Here is a 22,321-nt window from a genome sequence, read left to right on the forward strand (position 1 = left end):
GTCCGCAAAGGCCGGACATCCTCGAGAGAGGATGTCCGGCCTTTGCAGGTGTACATTCAGACGTGGATCACGTCAGCTGAGGGGCGTGTTTCTCGCGATCGCCGCCGGGAGTCTTCGAATCCGGATCACCAGGTTCCGGTTTCTTCGCATTCAGTTCCGGGTTCTTCGAACCTATGTACTGGCAGAGGTGATACATCCCGATCACGACGATGGTGCCGAGCGCGATGCCGCTGAGTGAGAACGTGTCACTGAACTCCAGAGCCGTGTCACCGATGCCGATGATCAGGCCGGCGGCGATCGGCATCAGGTTGAGCGGATTCCCGAAGTCGACGCCGTTCTCTTTCCAGATCTTGGCACCGAGCAGACCGATCATGCCGTAGAGCACCACGGTGATTCCGCCGAGAACGCCGCCGGGGGTCGCCGAGATGACTGCCCCGAACTTGGGCGAGAAACCGAGCATCATGGCGATGATGCCTGCAACCGCGTAGGCGGCGGTGGAGTAGACGCGGGTCGCCGCCATGACACCGATGTTCTCGGCGTACGTCGTGGTGGGCGAACCGCCGACGCCACTGGAAATAGCGGTGGCGAGACCGTCACCGGCAAGCGCCCGTCCCATGTACGGGTCGAGATCGTCCCCGGTCATCTCGGCAACGGCCTTGACGTGTCCGGCATTTTCCGCGATCAGTGCGATGACACCGGGAAGAACGAGAACGATGAAGGTGAGGCTGAACGAGGGCGCGTGAATACCGACGATCCCGTTGGCCTCGTCCGAGAACGGCGGCAACCCGAACCACGACGCCGAATGCACCGAATCCCAGTTGACACGAAAGTGCTCGGTGATCTCGCCCGCTCCTGCGTCGTACGAGGTGATCGTGCCCGATACCTGGTCGAGGATCCAGGAGAGGGCGTAGCCGAAGATCAACGCCAGGAAGATCGCAATGCGAGCCATGAAGCCACGTAGCGCGATACTCATCACGATCAAGGCAACCATCACGATCAGTGCCACCCATTGATCCTGCGGCCAGTACAGCCCCGCGACTACGGGTGCCAGGTTGAACCCGATCAGCATCACCACTGCGCCGGTCACCACGGGGGGAAGAACCTTGAATACGACCCGGCCGCCCATGAAGTGGATCGCAACACCGATGGCTGCCAGGACGAGTCCGGACACCAGGATTGCGCCGGTCACTTCCGCCGTCGTTCCACCCTGGGCACGAATGGCGGCGATACCACCGACAAAAGCGGCCGACGTACCGAGGTAACTGGGAATGCGACCCTTGACCACCAACAGGAAGAAGAGGGTACAAAAGCCCGACATCATCACAGCAAGTTGGGGATTGAGACCCATGATGATCGGGAACACGAACGTCGCACCGAACATCGACACCACGTGCTGGCCGCCCAGCCCGATGGTTCTTCCCCAATTGAGCCGCTCGCTGGGAGCGACCACTTCACCCGGTCTGATGTTCTTTCCATCTCCGTGCAACGTCCAAATCGGCATGATGGGACCTTTCGTGCAAAGGAAGGTGTCCGAACGCTGATGTGCTCCAGCTCACAAACACCATGTCTGGAGTGAAACGCTAATGCAGTGCCGAGATGTGGACGTGATGACAATCTGCCAGAACCCACCGGCCCGGATTGGCAATATTAGTGATTGATGCCGCGCATCGCGGTTATCTTCAGCGCTAGAGACAGATCCAGCCGGAGTTCGGGTTGTGCCGTAAAAGGTCCCAACATCTTCTCGAGCTTAACGACCCTGTAACGCAGTGTGTTGTAATGGAAGTGGAGCTTGCGCGCCGTCTCGGCGATGTTGATGTTGGTCGCAAGCAAGACTTCCAAGGTTTTCCGCATGTCCTGCGCTTCGGCAGTTTCCTCCGTCAGTTCCCGCAATGTCTCCCGGGCGAACGTCTCGAGTTCGTTTTCGTCCTCGACCAGACTGAGCAGTCTGTACACGCCGAGATCGTCGAACTGAGTCACTGTCCACGGACCGGAAATGCGCCGGCCGACAGTCAGTGCGGTGCGGGCCTGGCCGTAAAGCGCCGGGACGGCGTCGATCGCAGCGGTCGGCCGGGACACCCCGACACTGAACGGCCTTCTCCCGCCGCCACCTTCACCACGAACGACCGTGACGAGGTCGCGCACCAACGCCATCGTGTCGGTGCCGACGCCCATCACGATTACCGTCTCCCCCGTCAGCGCGGTCACTGCCGCACCGGGATCACGGTGGGCGATCGCGCCGGAGAACGCCATAGCCTGGCGATCGACGACGGGCAACCGAGCAAGCGCCGCAGAGGGCGGTTCGTCGACCGGATCCGGCTCGATCGAGACGATCACCAGCGGGCGATCGAAGTCCCAACCGAACGTCTTGGCATGGGAGACAACATGATCATGGTCCCCGGCCCGGCCGAGAAGCAGATCGTGAACGAAGTTCGCACGATGGCGCTCTTCCACCGACGCCACGGCTTGTTCACGGGTGATGACCAACGCGCACACCGACGCTGCACGCTCGACCAGGTACTGGTCGTAACTCGTCATCACCCGCTCACCCGTGAACAACGCGAGTCGTCCGTGGTCGATGTGATTGGCGGAGATTGCCGACACCGCGATGAATCGACCGTCGAACTCGTGCAGACCCAACCCGCCTTCGACGGTGTCGGTCCGCAGCCGACCGGTGGAATCGACGGCCGGGCAGGCCGACAGATGCTTGCGCTCCGCGGCATCCCCGGCACGGCAGATCTCGCGGCCGTCCGAGGTGGTGATCAGAGCGGCACCCTTCATCTCCCGTGCGATGACTTCGGTCAGCTGCGGGAGGCCGCCGCCGCCCATCACGACGTCGACCAGTAGCCGCCGCAATCGCTCGGCCCCGAACATGGCGTCGATCTGGGCCGACTCCGTCTGCTCACGGCCCCTCGCCGCAGGGTGATCGCACACGCCGTGAAAAATCAGAACCGGGAAGTCGGCACTGTGGGCTGCATCGACCAGTTCCGGTGCGAGAGTGTCTTCGTCGGAACCGAATTGGACGGCGAGCGCTGCAACTCCTCGCGTCGACAACCGTCCGACAAACGCTGCGGGCGACTCGGTGACCCTGGCCAGGGTCTCCGGAGTGGTGATCAGCAACTGCCCGCGCCGTAGCCACGGCCCGATGTCAGGAACCGCCATGAATCCCACCCGGGTAATCGTCGGGTCCTCGGAGCCTCCGACAATCACTCGACCATCAGGAAGAAGCGGGGTTCGAAGAAGTTCGGAGAGAACACCGTACGCCTCGGATGCCGGAACAGCCGGGTTCGCCACTTGGCAGGCACCTCGATTCATTCGGATCACAGAAGATGGTTCACGAAAGAAACGATCATACCCCCACCAAACATGAGATGTCTGAATTCAACGCAGACGACTCAGGCCGTTCGATGCAGGGCGTTGGGACTCTCCTGCGGTGGCGGGTGGATCGGCCCCTGCATGTCCCGCAGTTCCAAACCGGAGGCATTGCGCAGCGTCTTGGTCATCTCGGCGAGAATAGACACGGCAGTTTCTTCCGGCGTCCTGGCACCGAGATCCAATCCGATCGGCGAGTGCAAACGCCCCAACTCGGCATCGGTGACGCCACGTTCCTTCAACAGCGTCACCCGACGCTCGTGCGTTGCACGACTTCCCATCGCGCCCACGTACGCCGCATCCGAACGCAACGCGATCTCGAGCAACGGGATGTCGAACTTCTCGTCGTGCGTGAGCACGGCCAGGACGGTTCGGTTGTCGATCGGGGCGGTTTCGAGAAACTTGTGTGGCCACATCACGACTAGATCGTGTGCGTCGGGAAAGCGTGCGCGTGTCGCGAAGACCGGCCGGGCATCCACAACGGTCACACGGTAACCAGCGAAGGCGCCCAACGTACACATCGAGGCCGCAAAATCGATGGCTCCGAACACGTACATCCGCGGTAGTGGCGCGAAGACCTCGACCAGAAGGTCGTGCCGCGAATCGATGAGGGTTCCTGCCGGCGCGACAAAAGCTACGGACTCACCCGTCGCCATCGTGCGTCGCAGGATCGAGATCTCCTCCTCGGTGGCATCCAGATCCCCGCTGCGGCGGCCGTGCTCGACGACGAGGTGCCGTGCCGGTGCGCCCGCACGCACCTCGGTGACGACGACGACGGGCTCATCCATCTCGATCCGTTCACAGACCTGACCGAACTCGACGAAACTCGCTCCGACGGCCTGGACAAACACTTCGATGGTTCCGCCGCACGTCAGACCCACTCCGATGGCGTCGTCGTCGGAGACACTGAAGACCTCGACACGGCTGGTGCCGTCGGCGAGAACCTCCTGGGCGATCTCGTACAGCGCACTCTCGATACACCCGCCCGAGACGCTGCCGACCACCTCACCGGCGCGCGAGACGGCCATCGACGCACCGGGCATACGCGGTGACGATCGCCAGGTGCGCACAACCGTCGCCAGTGCAAAGTCCTCGCCACGGGCATGCCACTGCGCTAGCTGAGTGGAAATGTCGCGCATCGCCTCGCCTCCCGCTTGCATCGTCGTCCGTAGTGGGTCCACGGTATCGGCCCACCACAATCCTGCCTGTCACACAATGCGCCTAAATCCGAGCCCCGCAGTTGTGCAATGTCGCCGTCGCTTCACCGTGCGCTCTCGACCAGTCTTGTCACCGAGCCCAGCCGAAAGCAGGCCTGACCTTCCTCCTCCTCTCCGCCGATCACGGCAGCCGAAACTCAACTGCTCGACGCCGGCGGATCGAGTGGGTGACGTTGCACATCACAGAACCGAGGTTTCTTCGATGGACCAATTACTCAGCGGTATCAAAGTTCTCGACCTCACTCGCGCTCTCGCGGGTCCTCTGTGCACGTCGCTACTCTCCGACTTCGGTGCCGACGTGGTCAAGGTCGAAACCCGTGGCTCCGGCGACAGTTCGCGGCAGTGGCCGCCGTTCGACGGCGATCGAAGCCTCTACTTCGCTTCCGTGAACCGCGGCAAGAGGTCGATCGCCATCGACATGCGCAGTGACCGCGGACGGAAACTGCTTCGCAGCCTGGCCCTCGACGCGGATGTCCTGGTCGAGAATTTCCGTCCGGGAGTGCTGGCCGACATGGGGCTCGATCCCGATTCGCTCGAGCAGGAGAATCCAGGGCTCGTCGTGATGAGTATCAGTGGTTTCGGCCCGGTAGGTCCGGATCAGTTCGCGCCCGGACTCGACCAGGTCGCCCAGGGTATGTCCGGGCTGATGTCGGTGACCGGTGCTGGAGAACAGACCCCGATGCGGGTCGGAATTCCCATCATAGACACCGTCTCGGGCATCTATGCGGCGCTGGGAATCACAGCGGCGCTGGCTTCGCGCGGGCGCGACGGTCGTGGGCACCGCGTTCAGACTTCACTGCTGGAATCCGCGATCTCGATCATGACCTTCCAGGCCCAGGACTATCTGAGCACCGGTCGGGTGTCGACGCCGAACGGCAATACGCACCCGACGATCACGCCGTACGGCGCTTTCGCCACTGCCGACTTCCCGATCAACATCGCCACCGGCTCGGACAAACATTGGATCGCGCTGTGCTCGGTGCTCGGCGATCCCGACCTCGCCTTCCGTGCCGAATATGCCACGGGTAAAGAACGTTTGGCGCACCGAGATCAACTGACCAAAGAACTCGAAGATCTACTGACCACGAAGGACGCGGCACAGTGGATCACCGAGATCCGCGGCGCCGGAATCCCTTGCGGCCCCATCCATTCGATCGATCAGGTGTTCTCCGACCCGCAGGTCGAGGCATTGCAGATGGTCGAGCAGACACACAGCGCCGACGGAACGTCGATTCCCGTTGTCCGCGGACCGTTCTGGGTTGACGGAAGGACCCTTCCCGTCAAAAATGCACCACCCATGACACTCGGCGGCGACGCCGACGGGGTACTCGCCGACTTCGGCCTACGCCCGGAGGAGATCGAAGACCTTCGCGCGAATTCGGTTATCTGATAGACGACTTGCCGTCGCCGAGCCGAGCGCAGCACGGCCACGGCGGTCTCCGGCGCACCGGACGGGCGATCGACCACGCACTCGCCTCTCGCGATCAGCTGTTCGATAGCATCCGAAACGCACGACGCGACGGGGCACCATCGGAAGGGTCGGCGATCTGACCGATGGTGCCCACTCCCCTTCCTGTACACGGCGCGTTTCACATACCGAACCCGACAAGTGGACGTCAGCCGGGAACGCGCGCGTTCGATGTGATTCGCGCCGCCACGGACAGCGCCAGATGCTCGTGGAACGGCCGGGCCACCACCTGCACTCCGATCGGTAAACCGTTGCGGGAGAGTCCTACCGGAACCACGACCGACGGAACCCCGAGCACGCTGATCGCCCGACAACTTGCGAGCGCATCCATCCACGTGAGTTCTCGACCGCCCGCCTCGAAGCTCTCCACCCCGATCGGCGGAGCAAGTACCGACGCGACCGGCAGAATCAGAACGTCCCCGATCTCGTCGAGGAAGTTCGCGATCAACACCGCGCGATCCCCCCACAACGCCTCCACCTCGGTGGAACTCCGATCATGCACTGCTGCCAGCATGGCAGTGATGTCCGGGTCATGCGAAAGCGCTGCACCCGCAGCGAGCGAATGAATGTCCGCGTGAGTCTCGACCGTTCGCAACGCACCGAAAAGCGCGTTTGCCCGTGGCAGAGCATCGCCGTCGTACTCGCTCGCACCCAGACCGATCGCCGCCGTGCGAACCGCCTTCAGGATTTCGTCGTCGACGGGCATGGTCCCTTCGCCGGGTGCCCAGCTGATGTCGAGGTGTTCGACGTGGACCGAGTCCGGCTCGGTCCACGCGAGATGCGGTGCCGACAGGACGCGCAGCGCAAGCGTCGCATCACCGAGGTTGCGGGCCAGTGGGCCGATGGTCTGAATCGTGCCGTGCATCGTCGCAGGATTGGCGAGTACTCGTCCATCCGAAAGCACGCCGGGGTATTGCCCTTCAGGGTCGATACGGCCGAGCGTCGGGCGAACCGAAGTGAGGCCGGTGCAGTGGGCGGGCCAACGCACCGAGCCACCGAAATCCGTACCGAGTCCGAGCACGCTCATTCCGGCAGCAACCGACGCGGACTCGCCGCCACTCGACCCGCCGGGCGACCGGACGACGCCGTCCGGTCGCACCGGACTGGCCGTGGTTCCGAACAGTTCGTTTCGAGTCAGGCCGCACGCGCCGAATTCCGGGGTGTTGGTCTTGCCGATCAGAATTGCGCCGGCAGCCTTGAACGCCGCAACGGCCGAGGCGTCGACTGCCGGGACGTTGTCCGCGAGAGCGCGAGAACCGGCGGTGGTACGCACGCCGGCAGTAGCGATCAGGTCCTTGACCGTGAACGGAACCCCGGCAAGGGGCCCGGGTGTCTCGCCGAGAAGGCGACGCTCGTCGACACTGTCCGCGGCCGCCAGCGCCTCCTCGGCGCACACGGTGACCAGCGCGTTGAGTGTGCCATTGCATTCGTCGACCCGTGCGAGATGGTCTTCGACGACGGTCCGCGCCGCTGCGCGACCCGACTGCACGGCCTCGGCGATGGTTCGAGCATCGCTACCTACCCAGCTCTCACGACTCATCGCACGCCTCTCGTCGACTGACCACTCTGCCGAGCGTAAAGACAGCGGGCGAGCCGAGAAACGACCACAATGCACATACCGACGACCCGGTCGATGTGAGGTTTTGCCACACCATCGACAGCACGGGAGAGTTCGGCCCGGTGCGGTACCTACACCGACCTTTGCCTCATGAACGACCCGAACTGTTCCGGTGACCTGAGGGACTCCGGTTCGATCGTCAGCCGGGAAGCGGGATGACGATTCCCGGGAGGATTTCGATCTGACGCGGCAGAGGCGGCGGTGGTGGTAGTTGAATCGGGGGCAGGCCGGGTACCTGGATAGTGTTCGGGGGTGCCGCCGGCGCCGTCGCACCGTTTCCGTTCCCGTCCCCAGGCGCAGTGACACCGGAGTTCGCAGGAACTCCGGCTTGACCCCCGATGGGATCCGGCCACGGGAAGCTTTCCCACTCGGAGCCCGCGAGGGCTCCGTCCATGGTGCCCTTCCAGATGTCTGCGGGCACACCCGATCCGTAGATCAGACCGCCGTACGAGTTGGTGATGGCCTGCGCGTCGGAAGTTCCGATCCACACCGCGGTGGACAGTGACGGTGTGTAACCCACCATCCAAGCGTCCTTGTTCTGTCCGGAGTCACCGAGTTGCGCGGTACCGGTCTTCGCCGCCGACGGGCGACCCCCGGCCAGGGCGTGACCGTTCGAGTATGCAGCGATGGGAAGCATCGCCTGGCTGACGTTGTCGGCGACCGCCGCCGGGATGCGACGTTCTCCGGGTGAAGCCGGACGGTCCAGCAACACCTGGCCGTCGGCCGTGACGACTTTCTGGATGAAATGGGGCTGCTGGTAGACCCCGGAGTTCGCGAGGGTCGCATATGCCGAAGCCATGTCGAAGACCCGCGACTGATACTGACCGAGCACGATTCCGTTTTCGGGCGGCCCACCTTCCTGGGTGAGGGTGGGGTAGTCCAGACCGGGAATGTGTTCGGCGATCCCAGCCAGATGGGCGGCGTCCGCGATCTTCTGTGGCCCGTTCTCCATGGACAGCATCAACCGGTAGAAGCTGGTGTTCAGGGAGCGCTTCAACGCCTCGGCGATGGTGCACCTGCCGCAGGAGTCACCGCCGACGTTGCTGATGGTGATCCCGTTGATGGTCAACGGTGAGCTGTCGAAACGGGCAGACAGTGGAATGTCTTCCATCAGTGCAGCGACGAGGCCGAACACCTTGAACGACGAACCGGTTTGCAGCGGTGCCTGAGCGTAGTCGAAGCCGGCCCCGTCGGTACCGCCGTAGTACGCGTCGACCCCTCCGGTCTTGGGATCGATCGACACGACGGCGGTGCGAAGGTCGTCCGGTTCACCGTCGAGGTTTCGGGTGACGGCGCTCAGTGCCGCTGCCTGCGCGACCGGATCGATGGTCGTCGTGATCTGCAATCCGGCGGTATTCAAGGTCTGGTCACTGATTCCGGCTTCGGACAGTTCCTTGAGCACTTGGGTTTTGATGAGCCCTTCAGGGCCGGGAGCCTGGTTCAAATCGGTGGGGCGGTTGGCCGGGGCGACGGCGGGGAACTCCATGGCATCGCGGTCGGCCTTGGCAAGGGTGCCCAGATCGACCATTCCGTTGAGTACGTAGTTCCAGCGCGCCTGCAAAGCATCGAGATTGGTCTCGGGATCGAGGTAGGACGGGCTCTGGATGACAGCGGCGAGAACCGCACCCTCTGCGACGTTCAGGTCTCCGACCGGCTTGTCGAAGTAGGCATTGGATGCGGCGGCGATGCCGTACGCCCCTCGCCCGAAGTAAATGGTGTTCAGATACGCGGCGAGGATGTCGTCCTTGGACCATTCGCGCGCCATTTTCGCGGAGATGACCAGCTCGCGCAGCTTGCGGGTGAGGCTCCGGGCGTCACCGACCAGGACGTTCTTGACGTACTGCTGGGTGATTGTCGATCCACCACCGGCGCTTTCCTTGCCCATGATGTTGTCGCGGGCGGCTCGCGCGAAACCGGAGACCGAGAACCCAGGATTGGTGTAGAAGTTGCGGTCCTCGGCGGAGAGCACCGAATCTCGAACGTGCAGCGGAATTGCCGACAGAGCGACCTCGGTCCGATTGCCTTCGGGAGGCACCACCTTGCCGAGGACGGTGGTGCCGTCGGCCATGTAGATGGTGGAAACCTGATTGGTCTCCATGTCGGAGGGGCGCGGAACATCGGTGCGGCTGTAAGCGACCGCGAAGATAGCAGCGGGCACGATCACCAGCAGGAAGACGAGTACGTAGATGGTCCGCCTGACGAACCGCCACCGGGACCGCTTCTTCTTGGCGGGTTTGGGAGACCGATGCGAAGACGGTCGACCGCCATCTCGCGCGCTCGGCGTCTTCGATGCACTCACTTACACACTCCCGATCGGGATCCGGACCTGTCGGGACCACTGTGCCCGGCGATCACTCGTTGAAACGTCCTCGACACGGTGTGTACCCGAATCGTCACATTACCGGGACATCTACCGGGGGCGCTCCGCTCGAACGGCGTTCCGATAGCCGCGGAACGCGAGTCCGAGAGCGACGACACACCCGAGCAGCACCAGCGACGGCATGATTCCGGGATCGCCTTTCACGATCGCGACCACGGCACCGATCAGGGCCATCAGAGCAAATACCGAGATGAAGCCGGCGATCAACTCCATCCGCTGGGCGCGCGAAGCCCGCCTCATCGGTACCTCGAGTGTGAAGCCCTGATCACGACTTCACGCCGCCTGCGGTCAGTCCGGCGATGATGCGGCGCTGGAAGATGAGAACCATGATCACCAGCGGGACCATCACGAGGGTGCCGCCGGCCATGATCGAGGTGTACGGCGTGACGTACGGGTCGGTTCCCGAGAATTTCGCCATCGCGACGGTGACCGGCGCGGTTTTGTCGTTCGAGAGTTGGAGCGAGAGCAGGTACTCGTTGACGGTCGCGATGAATGCGAGGATCGCCGTCGTGAAGAGCGCCGGCGCGGCGAGCGGCAGCATGATCAGGCGGAATGCCTGTCCGCGACTGGCACCGTCGATGCGGGCGGCTTCCTCGAGCTCCCACGGCAGCTCCGAGAAGAACGATGTCAGGGTGTAGACCGTCAGTGGCAGCACGAACGAGATGTTCGGGATGATCAGGGCCTTGTAGCTACCGATCCAACCGATGTCGGTGAAGAGCTGGAACAACGGCGTGACCAGTGCGACGACGGGGAACATCGACGCACCCAGAATGATGCCGGTGACGAAGTACTTGCCCCGGAAATCGAACCGGGAGAGCGCGTACGCCGTGAACACGCCGATGACCAATGCGATCAACGTGGTGGCGCCGGCGATGATCAGGCTGTTGAGCAGGGCTCGGGTGAAGTTGACCTTCGCATCCGGGTCCAGGGCGTCGGTGAAGTTGGACAAGGTGAAATTGTTCGGCCACAGTGACGTCGAGAACGTCTCGGACGGGTCGCGCAGAGCCGTCACGATCATCCAGTAGCACGGCGCCAGACCCCACACGATGATCAGGACGACGCCGATGTAGGTGCCGATCCTGCCGCGCGTCTTCTTGGTCATACCGACTCCCCCTTCCGCTGCTTTTCCTGGGTGCTGACAGCGTTGGCACCGAGGAATCGGACCAGGATGAACGCAACGGCGAAGATGATGAGGAAGGTGATGGTCGAGAGTGCCGACGCGGAATTGCCGCCGACGCGCATCTGATCGACCACCAGGACCGAGATGGTGGAGGTAGCGGGGTTCGAGCCCATCATGATCGCAGGCAGGTCGTACATGCGCAGCGCGTCCATGACGCGGAAGAGAACGGCAACCATGAGGGCGGGCTTGACCAGTGGCAAGGTGATCATCCGGAAGCGTTGCCACGCGGTGGCACCGTCGACCTTCGCGGCCTCGTAGACGTCGGCGGGAATCATCTGCAAGCCGGCGAGGATGAGCAATGCCATGAAGGGCGCCGTCTTCCAGACGTCGGCGACGACGATCGCGAATCGAGCGGGCCACGGATCAGCAGTCCACAGGATGTTGGTGCCGAGGATCTTGTTGGCGATTCCGTCGTTGGCGAAGATGAAGAACCACAGCTTCGCCGTGACCGCGGTGGGAATGGCCCACGGAATCAGGACCGACGCGCGCAGGAGGCCGCGACCGCGGAAGGTCTTGGCCATGATCAATGCCATGGACAGACCGATCACGGTTTCGATGAGAACTGTGACAACGGTGAAGCCGAACGTGTTGGCGATCGACTGCCAGAACTGCGAACCGAGAGTTCCGGGCGGGCACGGGATCGAACCGGCAGCGGTGTTGCAGGACTGCGTGATCCAGTTGGTGTAATTCTCGAACCAGGAGAACTGGCCGCTGACGAACATCCCCGTCTCGGGATCGAGCTTCTTCGCGTCGCCGTGCATCGACATCCAGATCGCGCGCCCGAGCGGGTACACGATGATGATCGTGAGCACGATCAATGACGGAGCAATGAAAGCCCATACCGGGATTCGCCGGCGTTTCGAACGGCCAGGCGCAGGTTCCTTCGATTCGAGTTTCACAACAGGTATGACCTCGGTCGCCTGTTCTCGAACGTCGAACGTCGGGGTCGCCTCGGCTGAGTCCGGTGCACGGTGTCTGCCGCCAACGCCCCCGCGGTCGGGGCCGGTTGGACCGGCCCCGACCGCGGGGTTGTCAGGCACACCCGCGGAAGGATCCTGCGGTTCTGCCATTTACCTAGTGCTCCTGGTAGATCAGTTACCGGCAGTCTGAATGCCGGCCTTGGTGTCCGCCAGCGCCTGCTCGACGGTCTTCTCACCACGAATTGCAGCGTAGGTGTTGTCGGAGATCGACTTGGACACCTGGGTGTAGTACGGCGTGACCGGTCGCGGCTGCGCGGAGGCGAGTGCTTCCTTCAGCGTCGCGAAGTACGGGAACTGGGCCAGGACTGCCGGATCGTCGTAGACAGCGGAAAGAACCGGTGCGCCACCGACCTCGGTGAAGTAGGTCTGCGACTTCTGGTTCTGCATGAAGGCGAGGAAGTCACGGGCCGTTGCCGGGGACTTCGAGTACGCGCTGATGCCGACGTTGTAACCACCGACGGTCGACGCGCCCGGGCCGTCGACACCCGGCAGGACCGCGAAACCGTACTTGCCGGCGACGGAGGTCTGCTCACCGTCGACGGAGAAACCGGACCAGCTGCGCAGGAACAGTGCCTTGCCGTCGCCGAACGCGCTCTGCGATTCGCCCTCGGAGTAGGTCAGTGCGGCCTGCGGGATGGTGTTGTCGGCGAAATTGTCGACGATCGACTGCACGCCGGCCTGCGTCTTGTCGTCGATGGCCGGCGTGGTTCCGTCGGGTCCGACGAACGGGCCACCGAAGGCGTTGGTGATCTCGGTGGTGTTCACGGTCAGGCCTTCGTAGTTCTTGAACTGGCCTACGTAGCAGTCGATGCCGGCTTCGACGGCCTTGGGGCAGTCGGCCTTGAGCTCGGCCCAGGTGGTGGGAGCCTTGTCCACCAGGTCGGTGCGGTAGTAGAGGAAGGCGGCGTTGGTGTTCTTGGGCGCTGCGTACAGCTTGCCGTTGTAGGTACCCGAGGCAACGGTGGACGGTAGCAGTCCCGACTCGTCGATCGCGAGATCACCCTCGAGCGGCTTGAGCCATCCGTTGGCGGCGAACTGGGCGGTGTTGACGACGTCGACGCCGATGAGGTCGTACTCGTCGCTCTTGGCCTGCATGCGCTGAGTGATGTCGTCGACCTGCGCGTTCGCTTCCTTCGCGAGCGGCTTGAACGTGACCTTCTCGTCCGGATGGTCGGCATTCCAGTCGGAGATGATGTTCTCGAGAGCCGTGTTGAGGGCGTCCTGGCCCTCGACGATCGTGATGGGACCGCGACCTTCGCTCGAGGTCGACCCTCCCGATGCGGCAGTCGTGCTCGTGTCGCTGCTTCCGTTGTCGGAATCGGATGAACAGCCCGCCAGTACCAACATCGACACTGCCGATGCTGCAATGGCAGCCCGGCGCATCGCCTTCGAGTTCAGACCCATGGATTTGCTCCCCATATGTTTCAGACAAATAGACCGTCACCAGGAGTCGGATCACGACATGTGCCGTATGTGCCGGCTCCCGGCATCGGTCCCTACTGTGGCACGAGACACCCTTACTTGTGGGTATTACGCCCAACCTGAATCGTTCCCGTGTCGTGCCTAACCGAGACGGCGGCCGTCGCTGGTCGCGAAAATATGTACCTTTTCCGGATCAACCCGCAGGTTGACGCGGTCGCCCTTCTCCGGCGGGTTACGCCAGTCGCCGCGCGAGACGATCTGCTGCAGCCTGCCGCCGATCGTGGTCCGGCCGTACACGTAGGCATCGGATCCGAGTTCTTCGACGACGTCGATCTCCATCGACAACCCCGTCGGGGCGACTTCGAGGTGTTCGGGTCGGATCCCGAGTACGACTTCGGGTTCACCGGTAGCGGCCAAAGTGTCACGCGGGACGGATACGACACTGTCGCCGAACGCGACGCCGCCGTCGACGACGGGGAGGGTGAACAGATTCATCGCAGGTGAGCCCATGAAGCCGGCCACGAAGACGTTCTTGGGCTTGTTGTAGAGCTCGCGCGGTGACGCGCACTGCTGCAGGATCCCCTTCTCGAGGACGGCAACGCGGTCACCCATCGTCATGGCTTCGACCTGGTCGTGGGTCACGTAGACCATGGTCGTGGCCAGGCGGCGCTGCAGCTGGGCGATCTGAGTGCGAGTTTGAACTCGCAATTTCGCGTCGAGGTTGGAGAGCGGCTCGTCCATGAGGAAGACCTGCGGCTGACGGACGATGGCTCGGCCCATGGCCACTCGCTGACGCTGGCCGCCGGAGAGCGCTTTCGGTTTACGGTCCAGGTACGGCTCGAGGTCGAGCATCGTCGCGACCTCTTCGACGCGCGCCCGGATTTCCGCTTTGCCGGTTCCGGCAAGTTTCAGCGCGAATCCCATGTTCTCGGCCACCGACATGTGCGGATACAGGGCATAGTTCTGGAACACCATCGCGATGTCGCGTTCTTTGGGTTCCTGCCCGGTCACGTCGCGGTCACCGATGAGGATGCGCCCGCTGTGGACGTCTTCGAGGCCGGCGAGCATCCGGAGAGTAGTGGACTTTCCACAGCCCGACGGGCCGACGAGGACGAGGAACTCGCCGTCCTCGATGTGCAGGTCCAGATTGTTCACGGCCGGGGTGTTCGATCCGGGGAACAGGCAGGTGGTGCTCTCGAAAGTCACTGAAGCCATGACAGGTTGATCCCTTCTACCGGCAGGAACGTGCCGGACGATCCAAGTTGAGGGCGAGCGGGTGCGCCTAGCAGCATAAACGCCGCTGTCGGCGGCTGAGCGTAGTCTCTCACGGTGAGTTCGGAGAAGATGCTGACCCGCATCGGTGCGCTGCTTCGTCAAGCGGAGTCCACCGACAATCCACACGAGGGCGAGGCCTTCATGGCGGCCGCGCAGCGATTGGCCACCGCCGCCGCCATCGACCTGGCGCTCGCGCGGGCCCACACGGCGTCGTCGGAGAAACGCGCGAGACCCACCCAACGTCTGATCGACATCGGCGAGCCGGGCAAGCGTGGGCTGCGCACGTACGCCCAGTTGTTCATCGCGATCGCCGCTGCCAACGACGTACAGTGCGACATCACACAGACATCGGCGGTGATCTACGCGTACGGCTTCGCCGGCGACATCGACGTGTGCGAGGCGCTGTACTCGAGTCTGCTGCTGCAAATGGTGCGTGATTCCGACGCCTACATCCGCTCGGGCGCCTACCGCAACGAGACGTCCGTGCGTACTGTCGTCGAAACGCGGGGCCGACGCCGGGTGACGTCACAGGTTCGCAAGCCGGTGGCCGGGGTGACGGCACGACTGAACTTCCAGATGGCGTACGCCTCTCGTATCGGCGCCCGATTGGCGGAGACGAAACAGGAAACGGTGCAGGCCGCACTTACCGAACCTGTTTCCTCGGCGTCAGAGACCGCACTGGTATTGCGCGACAAGGAAATCGAACTGAATGACTACTACTCGTCCAATTCCCGGGCTCGGGGGACCTGGCGCGGAGGCGGCCGGGCGAGCGCCGGACACTCGTCACATGCTCGCCGGGCCGGTGATCGGGCGGCGCGTTCGGCGCGGCTGGGAAATCTACCCGAGCTCGGTGGGGCGCGCGGGCAACTCGGACGGGGCGAGCGGAGCGACGGGGGTGGATGAACTGTGAGGGATACGCAGCGCAGCGCCGTCTACGAGGCGGAAACCCTGGTGCGCACCATGTTCGATCGGGCCGACGAGCGCGGATTACGGAGCCTCGAAATCTTGGGGTCCACCGTCACCTTGCCGGTCGAACGCAAATTCGGATCTGTGGAGTCGGTTCAGACATATTGCGATCGCGCCCTCACCTTGAACTGGATTCGTGAAACCTGGCCGCGTGCAAGCATTCCGGTATCCGTGCGGTCGCGAGCAGGCAATGCCGCCGCGCACTATTCGAACGACGTCATCGCCGTCCCGGACGATCGGAATGGCCGCTGGGCACTGCGCGAACTCGTCGTGCTTCACGAACTCGCGCATCACCTCGGCGATCCGGTCGCCGGTGACGAAGCCTCGCACGGGCCCGAGTTCGTCGATCGTTACCTGAGCCTGGTCGGAGAGATCATCGGGCCCGAAGCAGCGTTCGCCTTGCGGGCCGTGTTCCTCTCCGGTGGCGTTCGTACGGGCTGAGCGGTATCAGCTGTCCGTGAACTCGCCGGCGGCCGGGGTGTGACTCTGGAATACTAGGCGTATGGATGCGCGCCACGGATTGACACTGGCCGAGAACGGATCGGAACTCGCCGAGTCGGTCGCCCGCGCACGTAAACCCCCGCTGATCCGCGAAGCGTACGGGCGCGTCCTACGGGAGGTGCGCCGTGATCAGGACCGAACCCTCAGTGACGTCGCCGCCGCTGTCGGAATGTCGAAGCAGTACCTGTCCGAGATCGAACGAGGCAAGAAGGAACCGTCGTCGGAGATTTTGCAATCGATTTGCAGTGCACTCGCAATGCCGTTGGAACACTTACTCTTCCGCTCGGGTAACAAGATCATCGCGTTGGGTTCGGTGCGGTCGGTCCAGGGTTCGGCGAACATCTCCGGCCCGGTCTTGATGGCGGCGTGAGTCAGCTACCAGCGATCACCGTGTCGGCCAATCCGTAGGCAACGGCGTCCCGCGCGGTGAAGATGCGGTCCCGATCCGTGTCTTTCCGAAGGCGCTCCACGCTCTGACCGGTGTGCTTGCTCAGAATGTTCTCGGTCTGCTCGCGCACACGCAGAATCTCGGCCGCCTGCAAAGCCAGATCGGAGATGGTTCCCCTTCCCTCCGAGGACGGCTGATGCAACAGAACCCGCGAATGCGCCAGAACATGACGTCGTCCCGGTGTGCCCGCGGCCAGCAGCACTGCCGCCGCCGACGAGGCCTGACCCATGCAGAACGTTGCCATCGGGGGTTTCATGAACTGCATGGTGTCGTAGATCGCGAGCATCGCGGTGGTGGAACCGCCTGGCGAATTGATGTACAGAGCGATCTCACGTTCGGGGGTGTCGGCCTGCAGATGCAGCAGTTGCGCCATGACGACGTTCGCGACCCCGTCGTCGATCTCCGTACCGAGGAAGACGATCCGTTCGTTCAGCAGTCGGCTGAAGATGTCGAACGACCGCTTCCCCGGCCGGCGTCCGCTCGATGACGTTGGGAATCGTGTACTGGGCCATGAGTTCACAGTCCGATCTTGGGGAAGGTGGCCTGCGGGGCAATTTCGGCGAAACTCGTCACGACCCGGTCGATCATGCCGTAGTCGCGGGCCTGTTCGGCGGTGAACCAGCGGTCCCGGTCGCTGTCGGCTTCGATTTCCTCGACGGTACGGCCGGTTTCCGCGGCGAGGATCTCCTGCGACTGCCGTTTGAGGAGCTCGAGACTCTCGGCCTGGATGGCGATGTCCACGGCGGTGCCACCGATACCGGCGGAGGGCTGGTGCATCATGATGCGGCTGTGCGCCAAGCTGATCCGTTTGCCGTGGGTGCCGGGGCAGAGAAGTACCTGCCCCATACTGGCGGCGAACCCCATCGCCACGGTCACCACGTCGTTGGGAATCAGTTTCATGGTGTCGTAGATCGCCAAGCCCGCAGACACGGAACCGCCCGGTGAGTTGATGCAGACGACGATGTCGCGCTTGGGATCGGTGGTAGCCAAGAGCACCAGTTCGGAGCAGGCTCGCTCGGCCATGGCGTCGTCGACCTCACCGGTCAGGAAAATTGTTCGTTGGCGAAACAACCTGTCCGTCAACAGGTCGCGGTAGACGGTATCGGTGGGCATTGGAGTGGTCATGGCTCATTCCTACCGGTGCAACGGCCGGCTGCACTCGATTGTCTGCTGTGAGCAGACCGGACAACCGACCATTCGTCGGCATCCGGATTACCAGTACTGATACCGTTTCCCGTCGGTGTCGGAAATGAAGACAACGGCGTCGACATCGCTCAAGTCCGCTGGGGTCAGTGGGATGTGTCCCGGCACAATCGGTCTCCCGGCTTCGATGGACGGCGCAAGCACAGCCGATGCCGGAAACAGCGATCGCCTGGAGGTTGCAGCGGCAAGGGCGCCCTGGAAGGTGTTCGGATCGCTGTCCGGAGCGGCATCGGTTGCCACGAACAGGTAGCGCTCCCCGAGGGTAAGCGCTACCAGCGCACCCGCATTCGACCAACCGACTTCGTTGCCGACTTCGAGTTCGGGAGAGGATATTCTCCGGAGATGGGCGTTGTGCGCGAACACCACGCACGGGCCCCGCCGATTCTCCTGCGCGACGATCGCGAGCAGGTTCTCGGCCGTCATCGCCGAGCGAATGCTCAGCAGCACCGCGATGCGATCGGGTCCGGTACCGGCCATCGCCGAGTGATATCGCAGCAGTCCCTGTGCGGTACGGGCGTGTGCCAGAGCAGCGTCGTATCCTGCCGCTCCGGCACTGCGCAGGCGTGGTGCTGCGCGGTGCAGAACACCGGTGAGGTCGTCCGCGACGATCCGCAGAGCGCGCGCGTGATCGGAATTCCCGACCGACGCTACCGGGTCGAACATGGCGGCCGGATTCGACCAGTCTTCGTCGTCGCCGAGCAACTCGTTCAAGTTCGTCACATCGATGCGTGAAGCAGGCAGCGCGGACGCGATGAACCTCTTTCCCGATTCCTGGGAGAAGCGTCTGACGACTCGCAGCCGGCACCTGCTCGCTGGAGCGGCCCAACTTCACGCCTACCTCGAGCTACGCGATCAGGCATAGCCTCCCGGTTCTGTCTCGGTGGCGGCGGCGCGTTCACCCGGCCAGAATGGACGGGACAACATTGTCTTCTCTTCAGGAGTGTCGCATGACTCGTCCGGTACGCATCGGTGTTCAACTCCAGCCACAGCACGCCCCCGATTACGGGCTGATCCGCGACGCGGTGCTGCGGTCGGAGGACGCCGGTGTCGACATCGTCTTCAACTGGGATCACTTCTATCCACTGACCGGCGATCCGGACGGTGAACATTTCGAGTGCTGGACCATGCTGGGCGCGTGGGCCGAGCAGACCGAACGCGTCGAGATCGGCGCTTTGGTGTCCGGCGGTGGCTACCGCAACCCCGACCTGCTGGCCGATATGGCGCGCACTGTCGACCACATCAGCGGTGGCCGTCTGATCCTCGGGATCGGCGCGGGTTGGTTCGAGAAGGACTACGACAACTTCGGTTACGACTTCGGTACTGCCGGCTCACGGCTCAAGCTGCTCGGTGAGTATCTACCCCGCATCACCAACCGCCTCGAGAAGGGCAATCCCGCCCCGACGCGCCACATCCCGGTCCTCATCGGTGGTGGTGGCGAGAAGAAGACCCTGCGTCTGGTGGCCGAGCATGCCGATGTGTGGCACAGCTTCGGTGACCGCGAAACGCACCTGCGCAAGTCCGGCATCCTCGCCGACCACTGCGCCGACGTCAGCCGTGACCCGGCCGAGGTGGAACATTCCGTGTCGTGGCCGGGAGCCGAAGACGCCGCCGGCCTGGTCGCCGACGGCGTCACCCTGTTCACCGTCGGAGTCACCGGACCGGACTACGACCTGACGACGCTACTCGAAGCGATCAGCTGGCGCGACAAGCAGGAGGCATAGCCCCCGTGCGCCTTTTTGGTAGCTCCCCTACCGGAAAGGCGCACCGGCGTAGCCGTGCGCAATCCGACCCGCACCGAGGATCAGATCTTCCGGAGTCCGATTACTGAAACCCAGCCGGATACTGTTCGCGTAGAGACCGCTACGCGCCGGATCGAAATACCTACCCAGCGAGAACTCGACGCCAAGGGTGTTGGCGGCCGCCCGCACGCCCGCCAGATCGATATCCGGATCGGTGAAGGTGGCCCACGCGAAGATGCCGCCTTCCGCCTCCGGAATCGAGATCTTGTCGCCCAGCTCGGCGGTCAGCGCCGATGCCAAGGTGTCGGCGCGATGCCGATAGAGGGACTGGGCTCGTTCGACGATCCCGTCGAAGACGCCGGGTTCGCGCACCAGTTCCACGATTGCCGACTGCGTCACCAACGACGCATGCTGATCGACGTTCGATCGCAGACGCAATTGCGCGTCCCGAAGCCACGGTGCACTGACGGTCCAGCCGGATCGAAGGCCAGGGCCCAGCGTTTTCGAGAACGTGTTGACGTGCGCGACGCGGTCGCTGTCCAAACTCAGATCGTCGATCGGCTCGCCCCGGAACCGGAGCTCCCGGTACGGGTTGTCGGAGACGAGCACAAAACCGAAGTGCTCGGCCAGTTCCACCAGCCGTGTGCGATCGGCAGCAGGCAGCGTCGTCCCGGTCGGGTTCTGGAAGTCGGGGATGACATAGAAGATCTTGGGGACGTTGCCTGCTCGGAGTTCGAGTTCGAATCCGTCGAGGTCGAGCCCGGAGTCGGTGGTTCGCACCGGAAGGAGCCGAGCTCCGTAGTGGTCGAGTACGCGCAGCGCTACCGGAAAGGTGGGACTTTCCACTGCCACCAGATCGCCGGGATCGAGAAGGGCGGCAAAGATCAGGCTCAAGCCGTGCAGGGCGCCGTTGGTGACCACGACGTCCGAGGCGTCAGCGCCCTCTCGTTCGGCGATCCACGTGCGCAGCGGTGCGATCCCATGCGACGCCGAGTACTGCAAAGCCGCTGCTCCGGTGGCACGGTCGGCAAACACTGTCGCGAAAGCGCGGGCGAACTCTTCGATGGGCAGCGCCTCGTCGGCCGGTACCCCGCCGACCAGACGAATCGCGTCGGCCGGCAAATTCTGTGGTGGTGGGCCGAAACCGGACGAGGTGATCGGCCGTGCCAGCAGTTGTGACAGTTCGGCGGTGGGGTCGTGCACGGAAGTCATGTTCGAGAAGCCTTTCTGCGGCGTGGGTCAGGCTGAGCGCGAATGCGATTCGAGCGTGTCGAGCAACTCGGAAGCTCGAGTCGGCGGCAATCCGAGGTTACCGCGCAGGGTGTCCGACTCGTAGTCGGTGCGGAAGAGACCACGCTTCTGCAGAATCGGAACGACGTGTTCGGTGAACGCTTCGACACCTCCGGCCCCCTGTCCCGGCATGACGATGAATCCGTCCGCGCCGTAGCCGCGGAACCACTCGGTGAGGCGATCGGCGATCTGCTCTGGTGAGCCGACGGCGCGGCCGTGACCGGCGGAGCGCTGCTGCACTTTGACCAGTTCCCGGACGGTCAGTCCCTCGTCGACCGCAAGTTCACGGAACACCTCGTACCGACTCTGTCTGCCCTGCACAGAATTGGTCGGCGGCAGCAGAGTCGCCGGGATACGCTCGTCGAGGCCGAGTCCGGAGAGGTCCACTCCGGCCAGTTGGTTCTCGAGAGCCGTCAGTGATGCCGCGGTGTATCCGGCGTCGAAGAGTTCGTCGTCGATACGCAGTGCCTCGGCTTCGGTACCGCCGATAGTGGTGCTCACTCCCGGCAACACCAGAATGTTCCGCGGATCACGGCCGGCCGCAGCGGTCTTCGCCTTGAGTTCTCGATAGAAGCTCTGTGCTCCCGCCAAGGTTTGCTGGGCGGTGTACACGCCTTCGGCGAACTGGGCGGCAAAACTTGTTCCGTCCGATGATGATCCGGCTTGGAAGAGAACCGGGCGGCCTTGCCTGGACCTGGCCAACGGAAGCGGCCCCTGCACGGAATAGAACTCACCGCGATGATCGATGGGACTGGTAGTACCGTCCTCCGCCCACGAATCCCACAGCGCCGTCACCACCGAAACATGTTCGAGGCCTTGACGGTACCGGGCCTCGTGGGCGGGTAGCGGTGCGTCCGAGAAATTCTGCTCACCGGCAGCCGAGGTCACTGCGTTCCACCCGACCCGTCCACCCGAGAGGTGATCGAGGGACTGTAGCTGCCTGGCCAGATTGAAAGGTGCGGTGAACGTGGTCGAGACGGTGGGAACCAATCCGATGTTCTCCGTCACGGTTGCGAGCGCAGAGAACAGGGTGATCGGTTCCGGTTTGGCTCCCAGCTCGGTATCGGAGGTCACACCGTCGGCAGCGAACAGTACGTCGAAGCGGGCCTTCTCGACAGTTCGAGCCAACTGTATGTAATGGTCCAGCACTCGACCCGGATGTCGGACGTCACCGGGGCGAAGTTCTCCGGGCAGCGAATTTCCGGGCGCGTTGGTCAACAGGCCCAGTCGAATGCGGCGATCGTTTCCAGTGGACACGTCAATAT

The 22,321-nt window shown here is 63.5% G+C and carries 20 protein-coding genes and 1 pseudogene; 6 read left to right on the top strand and 15 right to left on the bottom strand.

The features are described 5' to 3' along the window. Positions 1-67: 67 nt before the first annotated feature. The 3 genes from ABH922_RS23025 to ABH922_RS23035 all read right to left on the bottom strand — a co-directional run bounded on the left by ABH922_RS23025 (position 68) and on the right by ABH922_RS23035 (position 4,508). Complete coding sequence (locus ABH922_RS23025) at positions 68-1,501, bottom strand: uracil-xanthine permease family protein (protein ID WP_424809133.1); 1,434 nt, start codon at positions 1,499-1,501, stop codon at positions 68-70. A 146-nt stretch (positions 1,502-1,647) separates the two neighbouring features. Next, on the bottom strand, positions 1,648-3,291 hold the full coding sequence (locus ABH922_RS23030) for a PucR family transcriptional regulator (RefSeq protein ID WP_424809134.1): 1,644 nt from the start codon (positions 3,289-3,291) through the stop codon (positions 1,648-1,650). Positions 3,292-3,392: 101 nt separating this feature from the next. Next, positions 3,393-4,508, bottom strand: a complete 1,116-nt coding sequence (locus ABH922_RS23035) for an XdhC family protein (protein ID WP_424809135.1) — start codon at positions 4,506-4,508, stop codon at positions 3,393-3,395. A 280-nt stretch (positions 4,509-4,788) separates the two neighbouring features. Between ABH922_RS23035 and ABH922_RS23040 the strand changes: the two genes are divergently transcribed. Then, on the top strand, positions 4,789-5,976 hold the full coding sequence (locus ABH922_RS23040; protein WP_424809136.1) for a CaiB/BaiF CoA transferase family protein: 1,188 nt from the start codon (positions 4,789-4,791) through the stop codon (positions 5,974-5,976). A 226-nt stretch (positions 5,977-6,202) separates the two neighbouring features. On the opposite strand, the gene ABH922_RS23045 is transcribed toward ABH922_RS23040, so the two are convergent. The 7 genes from ABH922_RS23045 to ABH922_RS23075 all read right to left on the bottom strand — a co-directional run bounded on the left by ABH922_RS23045 (position 6,203) and on the right by ABH922_RS23075 (position 14,849). Next, positions 6,203-7,594, bottom strand: coding sequence for an amidase (locus ABH922_RS23045; RefSeq protein ID WP_424809137.1), 1,392 nt, complete (start codon positions 7,592-7,594; stop codon positions 6,203-6,205). Between the two features lie 217 nt (positions 7,595-7,811). Then, positions 7,812-9,971, bottom strand: coding sequence for a transglycosylase domain-containing protein (locus ABH922_RS23050; RefSeq protein ID WP_424809138.1), 2,160 nt, complete (start codon positions 9,969-9,971; stop codon positions 7,812-7,814). Positions 9,972-10,082: 111 nt separating this feature from the next. After that, complete coding sequence (locus ABH922_RS23055) at positions 10,083-10,292, bottom strand: hypothetical protein (protein ID WP_424809139.1); 210 nt, start codon at positions 10,290-10,292, stop codon at positions 10,083-10,085. A gap of 25 nt (positions 10,293-10,317) precedes the next feature. Further along, on the bottom strand, positions 10,318-11,154 hold the full coding sequence (locus ABH922_RS23060; protein ID WP_424809140.1) for a carbohydrate ABC transporter permease: 837 nt from the start codon (positions 11,152-11,154) through the stop codon (positions 10,318-10,320). Then, positions 11,151-12,302, bottom strand: coding sequence for a carbohydrate ABC transporter permease (locus ABH922_RS23065; RefSeq protein ID WP_424809141.1), 1,152 nt, complete (start codon positions 12,300-12,302; stop codon positions 11,151-11,153). Before ABH922_RS23065 ends, ABH922_RS23060 begins: the two co-directional genes overlap by 4 nt. A gap of 21 nt (positions 12,303-12,323) precedes the next feature. Then, positions 12,324-13,616, bottom strand: a complete 1,293-nt coding sequence (locus tag ABH922_RS23070) for an ABC transporter substrate-binding protein (RefSeq protein ID WP_424809142.1) — start codon at positions 13,614-13,616, stop codon at positions 12,324-12,326. Positions 13,617-13,775: 159 nt separating this feature from the next. Then, on the bottom strand, positions 13,776-14,849 hold the full coding sequence (locus ABH922_RS23075; protein ID WP_424809143.1) for an ABC transporter ATP-binding protein: 1,074 nt from the start codon (positions 14,847-14,849) through the stop codon (positions 13,776-13,778). A 114-nt stretch (positions 14,850-14,963) separates the two neighbouring features. Here ABH922_RS23075 and ABH922_RS23080 point away from each other — a divergent pair, with 114 nt between their 5' ends. From ABH922_RS23080 to ABH922_RS23090, 3 genes are all read left to right on the top strand, one after another. Then, positions 14,964-15,812 (top strand): DUF2786 domain-containing protein, encoded by an 849-nt coding sequence (locus tag ABH922_RS23080; RefSeq protein WP_424809144.1) that lies wholly within the window; start codon positions 14,964-14,966, stop codon positions 15,810-15,812. 3 nt (positions 15,813-15,815) lie between these two features. Further along, positions 15,816-16,316 carry a TIGR04338 family metallohydrolase gene (locus ABH922_RS23085; protein ID WP_424809145.1) on the top strand — a complete coding sequence of 167 codons (501 nt, stop codon included), beginning with the start codon at positions 15,816-15,818 and terminating at the stop codon, positions 16,314-16,316. A gap of 61 nt (positions 16,317-16,377) precedes the next feature. Continuing rightward, entirely contained in the window at positions 16,378-16,746 is a 369-nt protein-coding gene (locus ABH922_RS23090; RefSeq protein WP_424809146.1) for a helix-turn-helix domain-containing protein, read from the top strand. Between the two features lies 1 nt (position 16,747). Here ABH922_RS23090 and ABH922_RS23095 read toward each other — a convergent pair. The 3 genes and pseudogenes from ABH922_RS23095 to ABH922_RS23105 form a co-directional block, all read right to left on the bottom strand. Then, positions 16,748-17,336: pseudogene (locus tag ABH922_RS23095) on the bottom strand (ClpP family protease). Between the two features lie 4 nt (positions 17,337-17,340). After that, positions 17,341-17,949 carry a ClpP family protease gene (locus ABH922_RS23100; protein WP_424809147.1) on the bottom strand — a complete coding sequence of 203 codons (609 nt, stop codon included), beginning with the start codon at positions 17,947-17,949 and terminating at the stop codon, positions 17,341-17,343. 87 nt (positions 17,950-18,036) lie between these two features. Next, the gene (locus ABH922_RS23105) at positions 18,037-18,738 is read right to left on the bottom strand and encodes an erythromycin esterase family protein (protein ID WP_424809148.1); all 702 of its coding nucleotides are present in this window, start codon (positions 18,736-18,738) and stop codon (positions 18,037-18,039) included. Between the two features lie 13 nt (positions 18,739-18,751). On the opposite strand from ABH922_RS23105, the gene ABH922_RS23110 reads away from it, so the two are divergent. After that, the gene (locus ABH922_RS23110; RefSeq protein ID WP_424809149.1) at positions 18,752-18,889 is read left to right on the top strand and encodes a hypothetical protein; all 138 of its coding nucleotides are present in this window, start codon (positions 18,752-18,754) and stop codon (positions 18,887-18,889) included. Positions 18,890-18,974: 85 nt separating this feature from the next. Next, positions 18,975-19,748 (top strand): LLM class F420-dependent oxidoreductase, encoded by a 774-nt coding sequence (locus tag ABH922_RS23115; protein WP_424809150.1) that lies wholly within the window; start codon positions 18,975-18,977, stop codon positions 19,746-19,748. Between the two features lie 27 nt (positions 19,749-19,775). Here the strand turns inward: ABH922_RS23115 and ABH922_RS23120 are convergent, their stop codons facing one another. Then, the gene (locus ABH922_RS23120) at positions 19,776-20,978 is read right to left on the bottom strand and encodes a PLP-dependent aminotransferase family protein (RefSeq protein ID WP_424809151.1); all 1,203 of its coding nucleotides are present in this window, start codon (positions 20,976-20,978) and stop codon (positions 19,776-19,778) included. A 27-nt stretch (positions 20,979-21,005) separates the two neighbouring features. Next, positions 21,006-22,313, bottom strand: coding sequence for an NtaA/DmoA family FMN-dependent monooxygenase (locus tag ABH922_RS23125; protein ID WP_424809152.1), 1,308 nt, complete (start codon positions 22,311-22,313; stop codon positions 21,006-21,008). Positions 22,314-22,321: the final 8 nt, after the last annotated feature.

Origin of the sequence: Rhodococcus sp. 27YEA15 (assembly GCF_049739425.1) — a bacterium.
Taxonomy (GTDB): Bacteria; Actinomycetota; Actinomycetes; order Mycobacteriales; family Mycobacteriaceae; genus Rhodococcus_F.

Coding starts and splice junctions, on each gene's coding strand:
- ABH922_RS23110 (WP_424809149.1), top strand. CDS start 18,752: ATGCGTGAAGCAGGCAGCGCGGACGCGATGAACCTCTTTCCCGATTCC.
- ABH922_RS23115 (WP_424809150.1), top strand. CDS start 18,975: ATGACTCGTCCGGTACGCATCGGTGTTCAACTCCAGCCACAGCACGCC.
- ABH922_RS23025 (WP_424809133.1), bottom strand. CDS start 1,501: ATGCCGATTTGGACGTTGCACGGAGATGGAAAGAACATCAGACCGGGT.
- ABH922_RS23120 (WP_424809151.1), bottom strand. CDS start 20,978: ATGACTTCCGTGCACGACCCCACCGCCGAACTGTCACAACTGCTGGCA.
- ABH922_RS23040 (WP_424809136.1), top strand. CDS start 4,789: ATGGACCAATTACTCAGCGGTATCAAAGTTCTCGACCTCACTCGCGCT.
- ABH922_RS23035 (WP_424809135.1), bottom strand. CDS start 4,508: ATGCGCGACATTTCCACTCAGCTAGCGCAGTGGCATGCCCGTGGCGAG.
- ABH922_RS23070 (WP_424809142.1), bottom strand. CDS start 13,616: ATGGGTCTGAACTCGAAGGCGATGCGCCGGGCTGCCATTGCAGCATCG.
- ABH922_RS23075 (WP_424809143.1), bottom strand. CDS start 14,849: ATGGCTTCAGTGACTTTCGAGAGCACCACCTGCCTGTTCCCCGGATCG.
- ABH922_RS23045 (WP_424809137.1), bottom strand. CDS start 7,594: ATGAGTCGTGAGAGCTGGGTAGGTAGCGATGCTCGAACCATCGCCGAG.
- ABH922_RS23060 (WP_424809140.1), bottom strand. CDS start 11,154: ATGACCAAGAAGACGCGCGGCAGGATCGGCACCTACATCGGCGTCGTC.
- ABH922_RS23055 (WP_424809139.1), bottom strand. CDS start 10,292: ATGAGGCGGGCTTCGCGCGCCCAGCGGATGGAGTTGATCGCCGGCTTC.
- ABH922_RS23065 (WP_424809141.1), bottom strand. CDS start 12,302: ATGGCAGAACCGCAGGATCCTTCCGCGGGTGTGCCTGACAACCCCGCG.
- ABH922_RS23100 (WP_424809147.1), bottom strand. CDS start 17,949: ATGACCACTCCAATGCCCACCGATACCGTCTACCGCGACCTGTTGACG.
- ABH922_RS23090 (WP_424809146.1), top strand. CDS start 16,378: ATGGATGCGCGCCACGGATTGACACTGGCCGAGAACGGATCGGAACTC.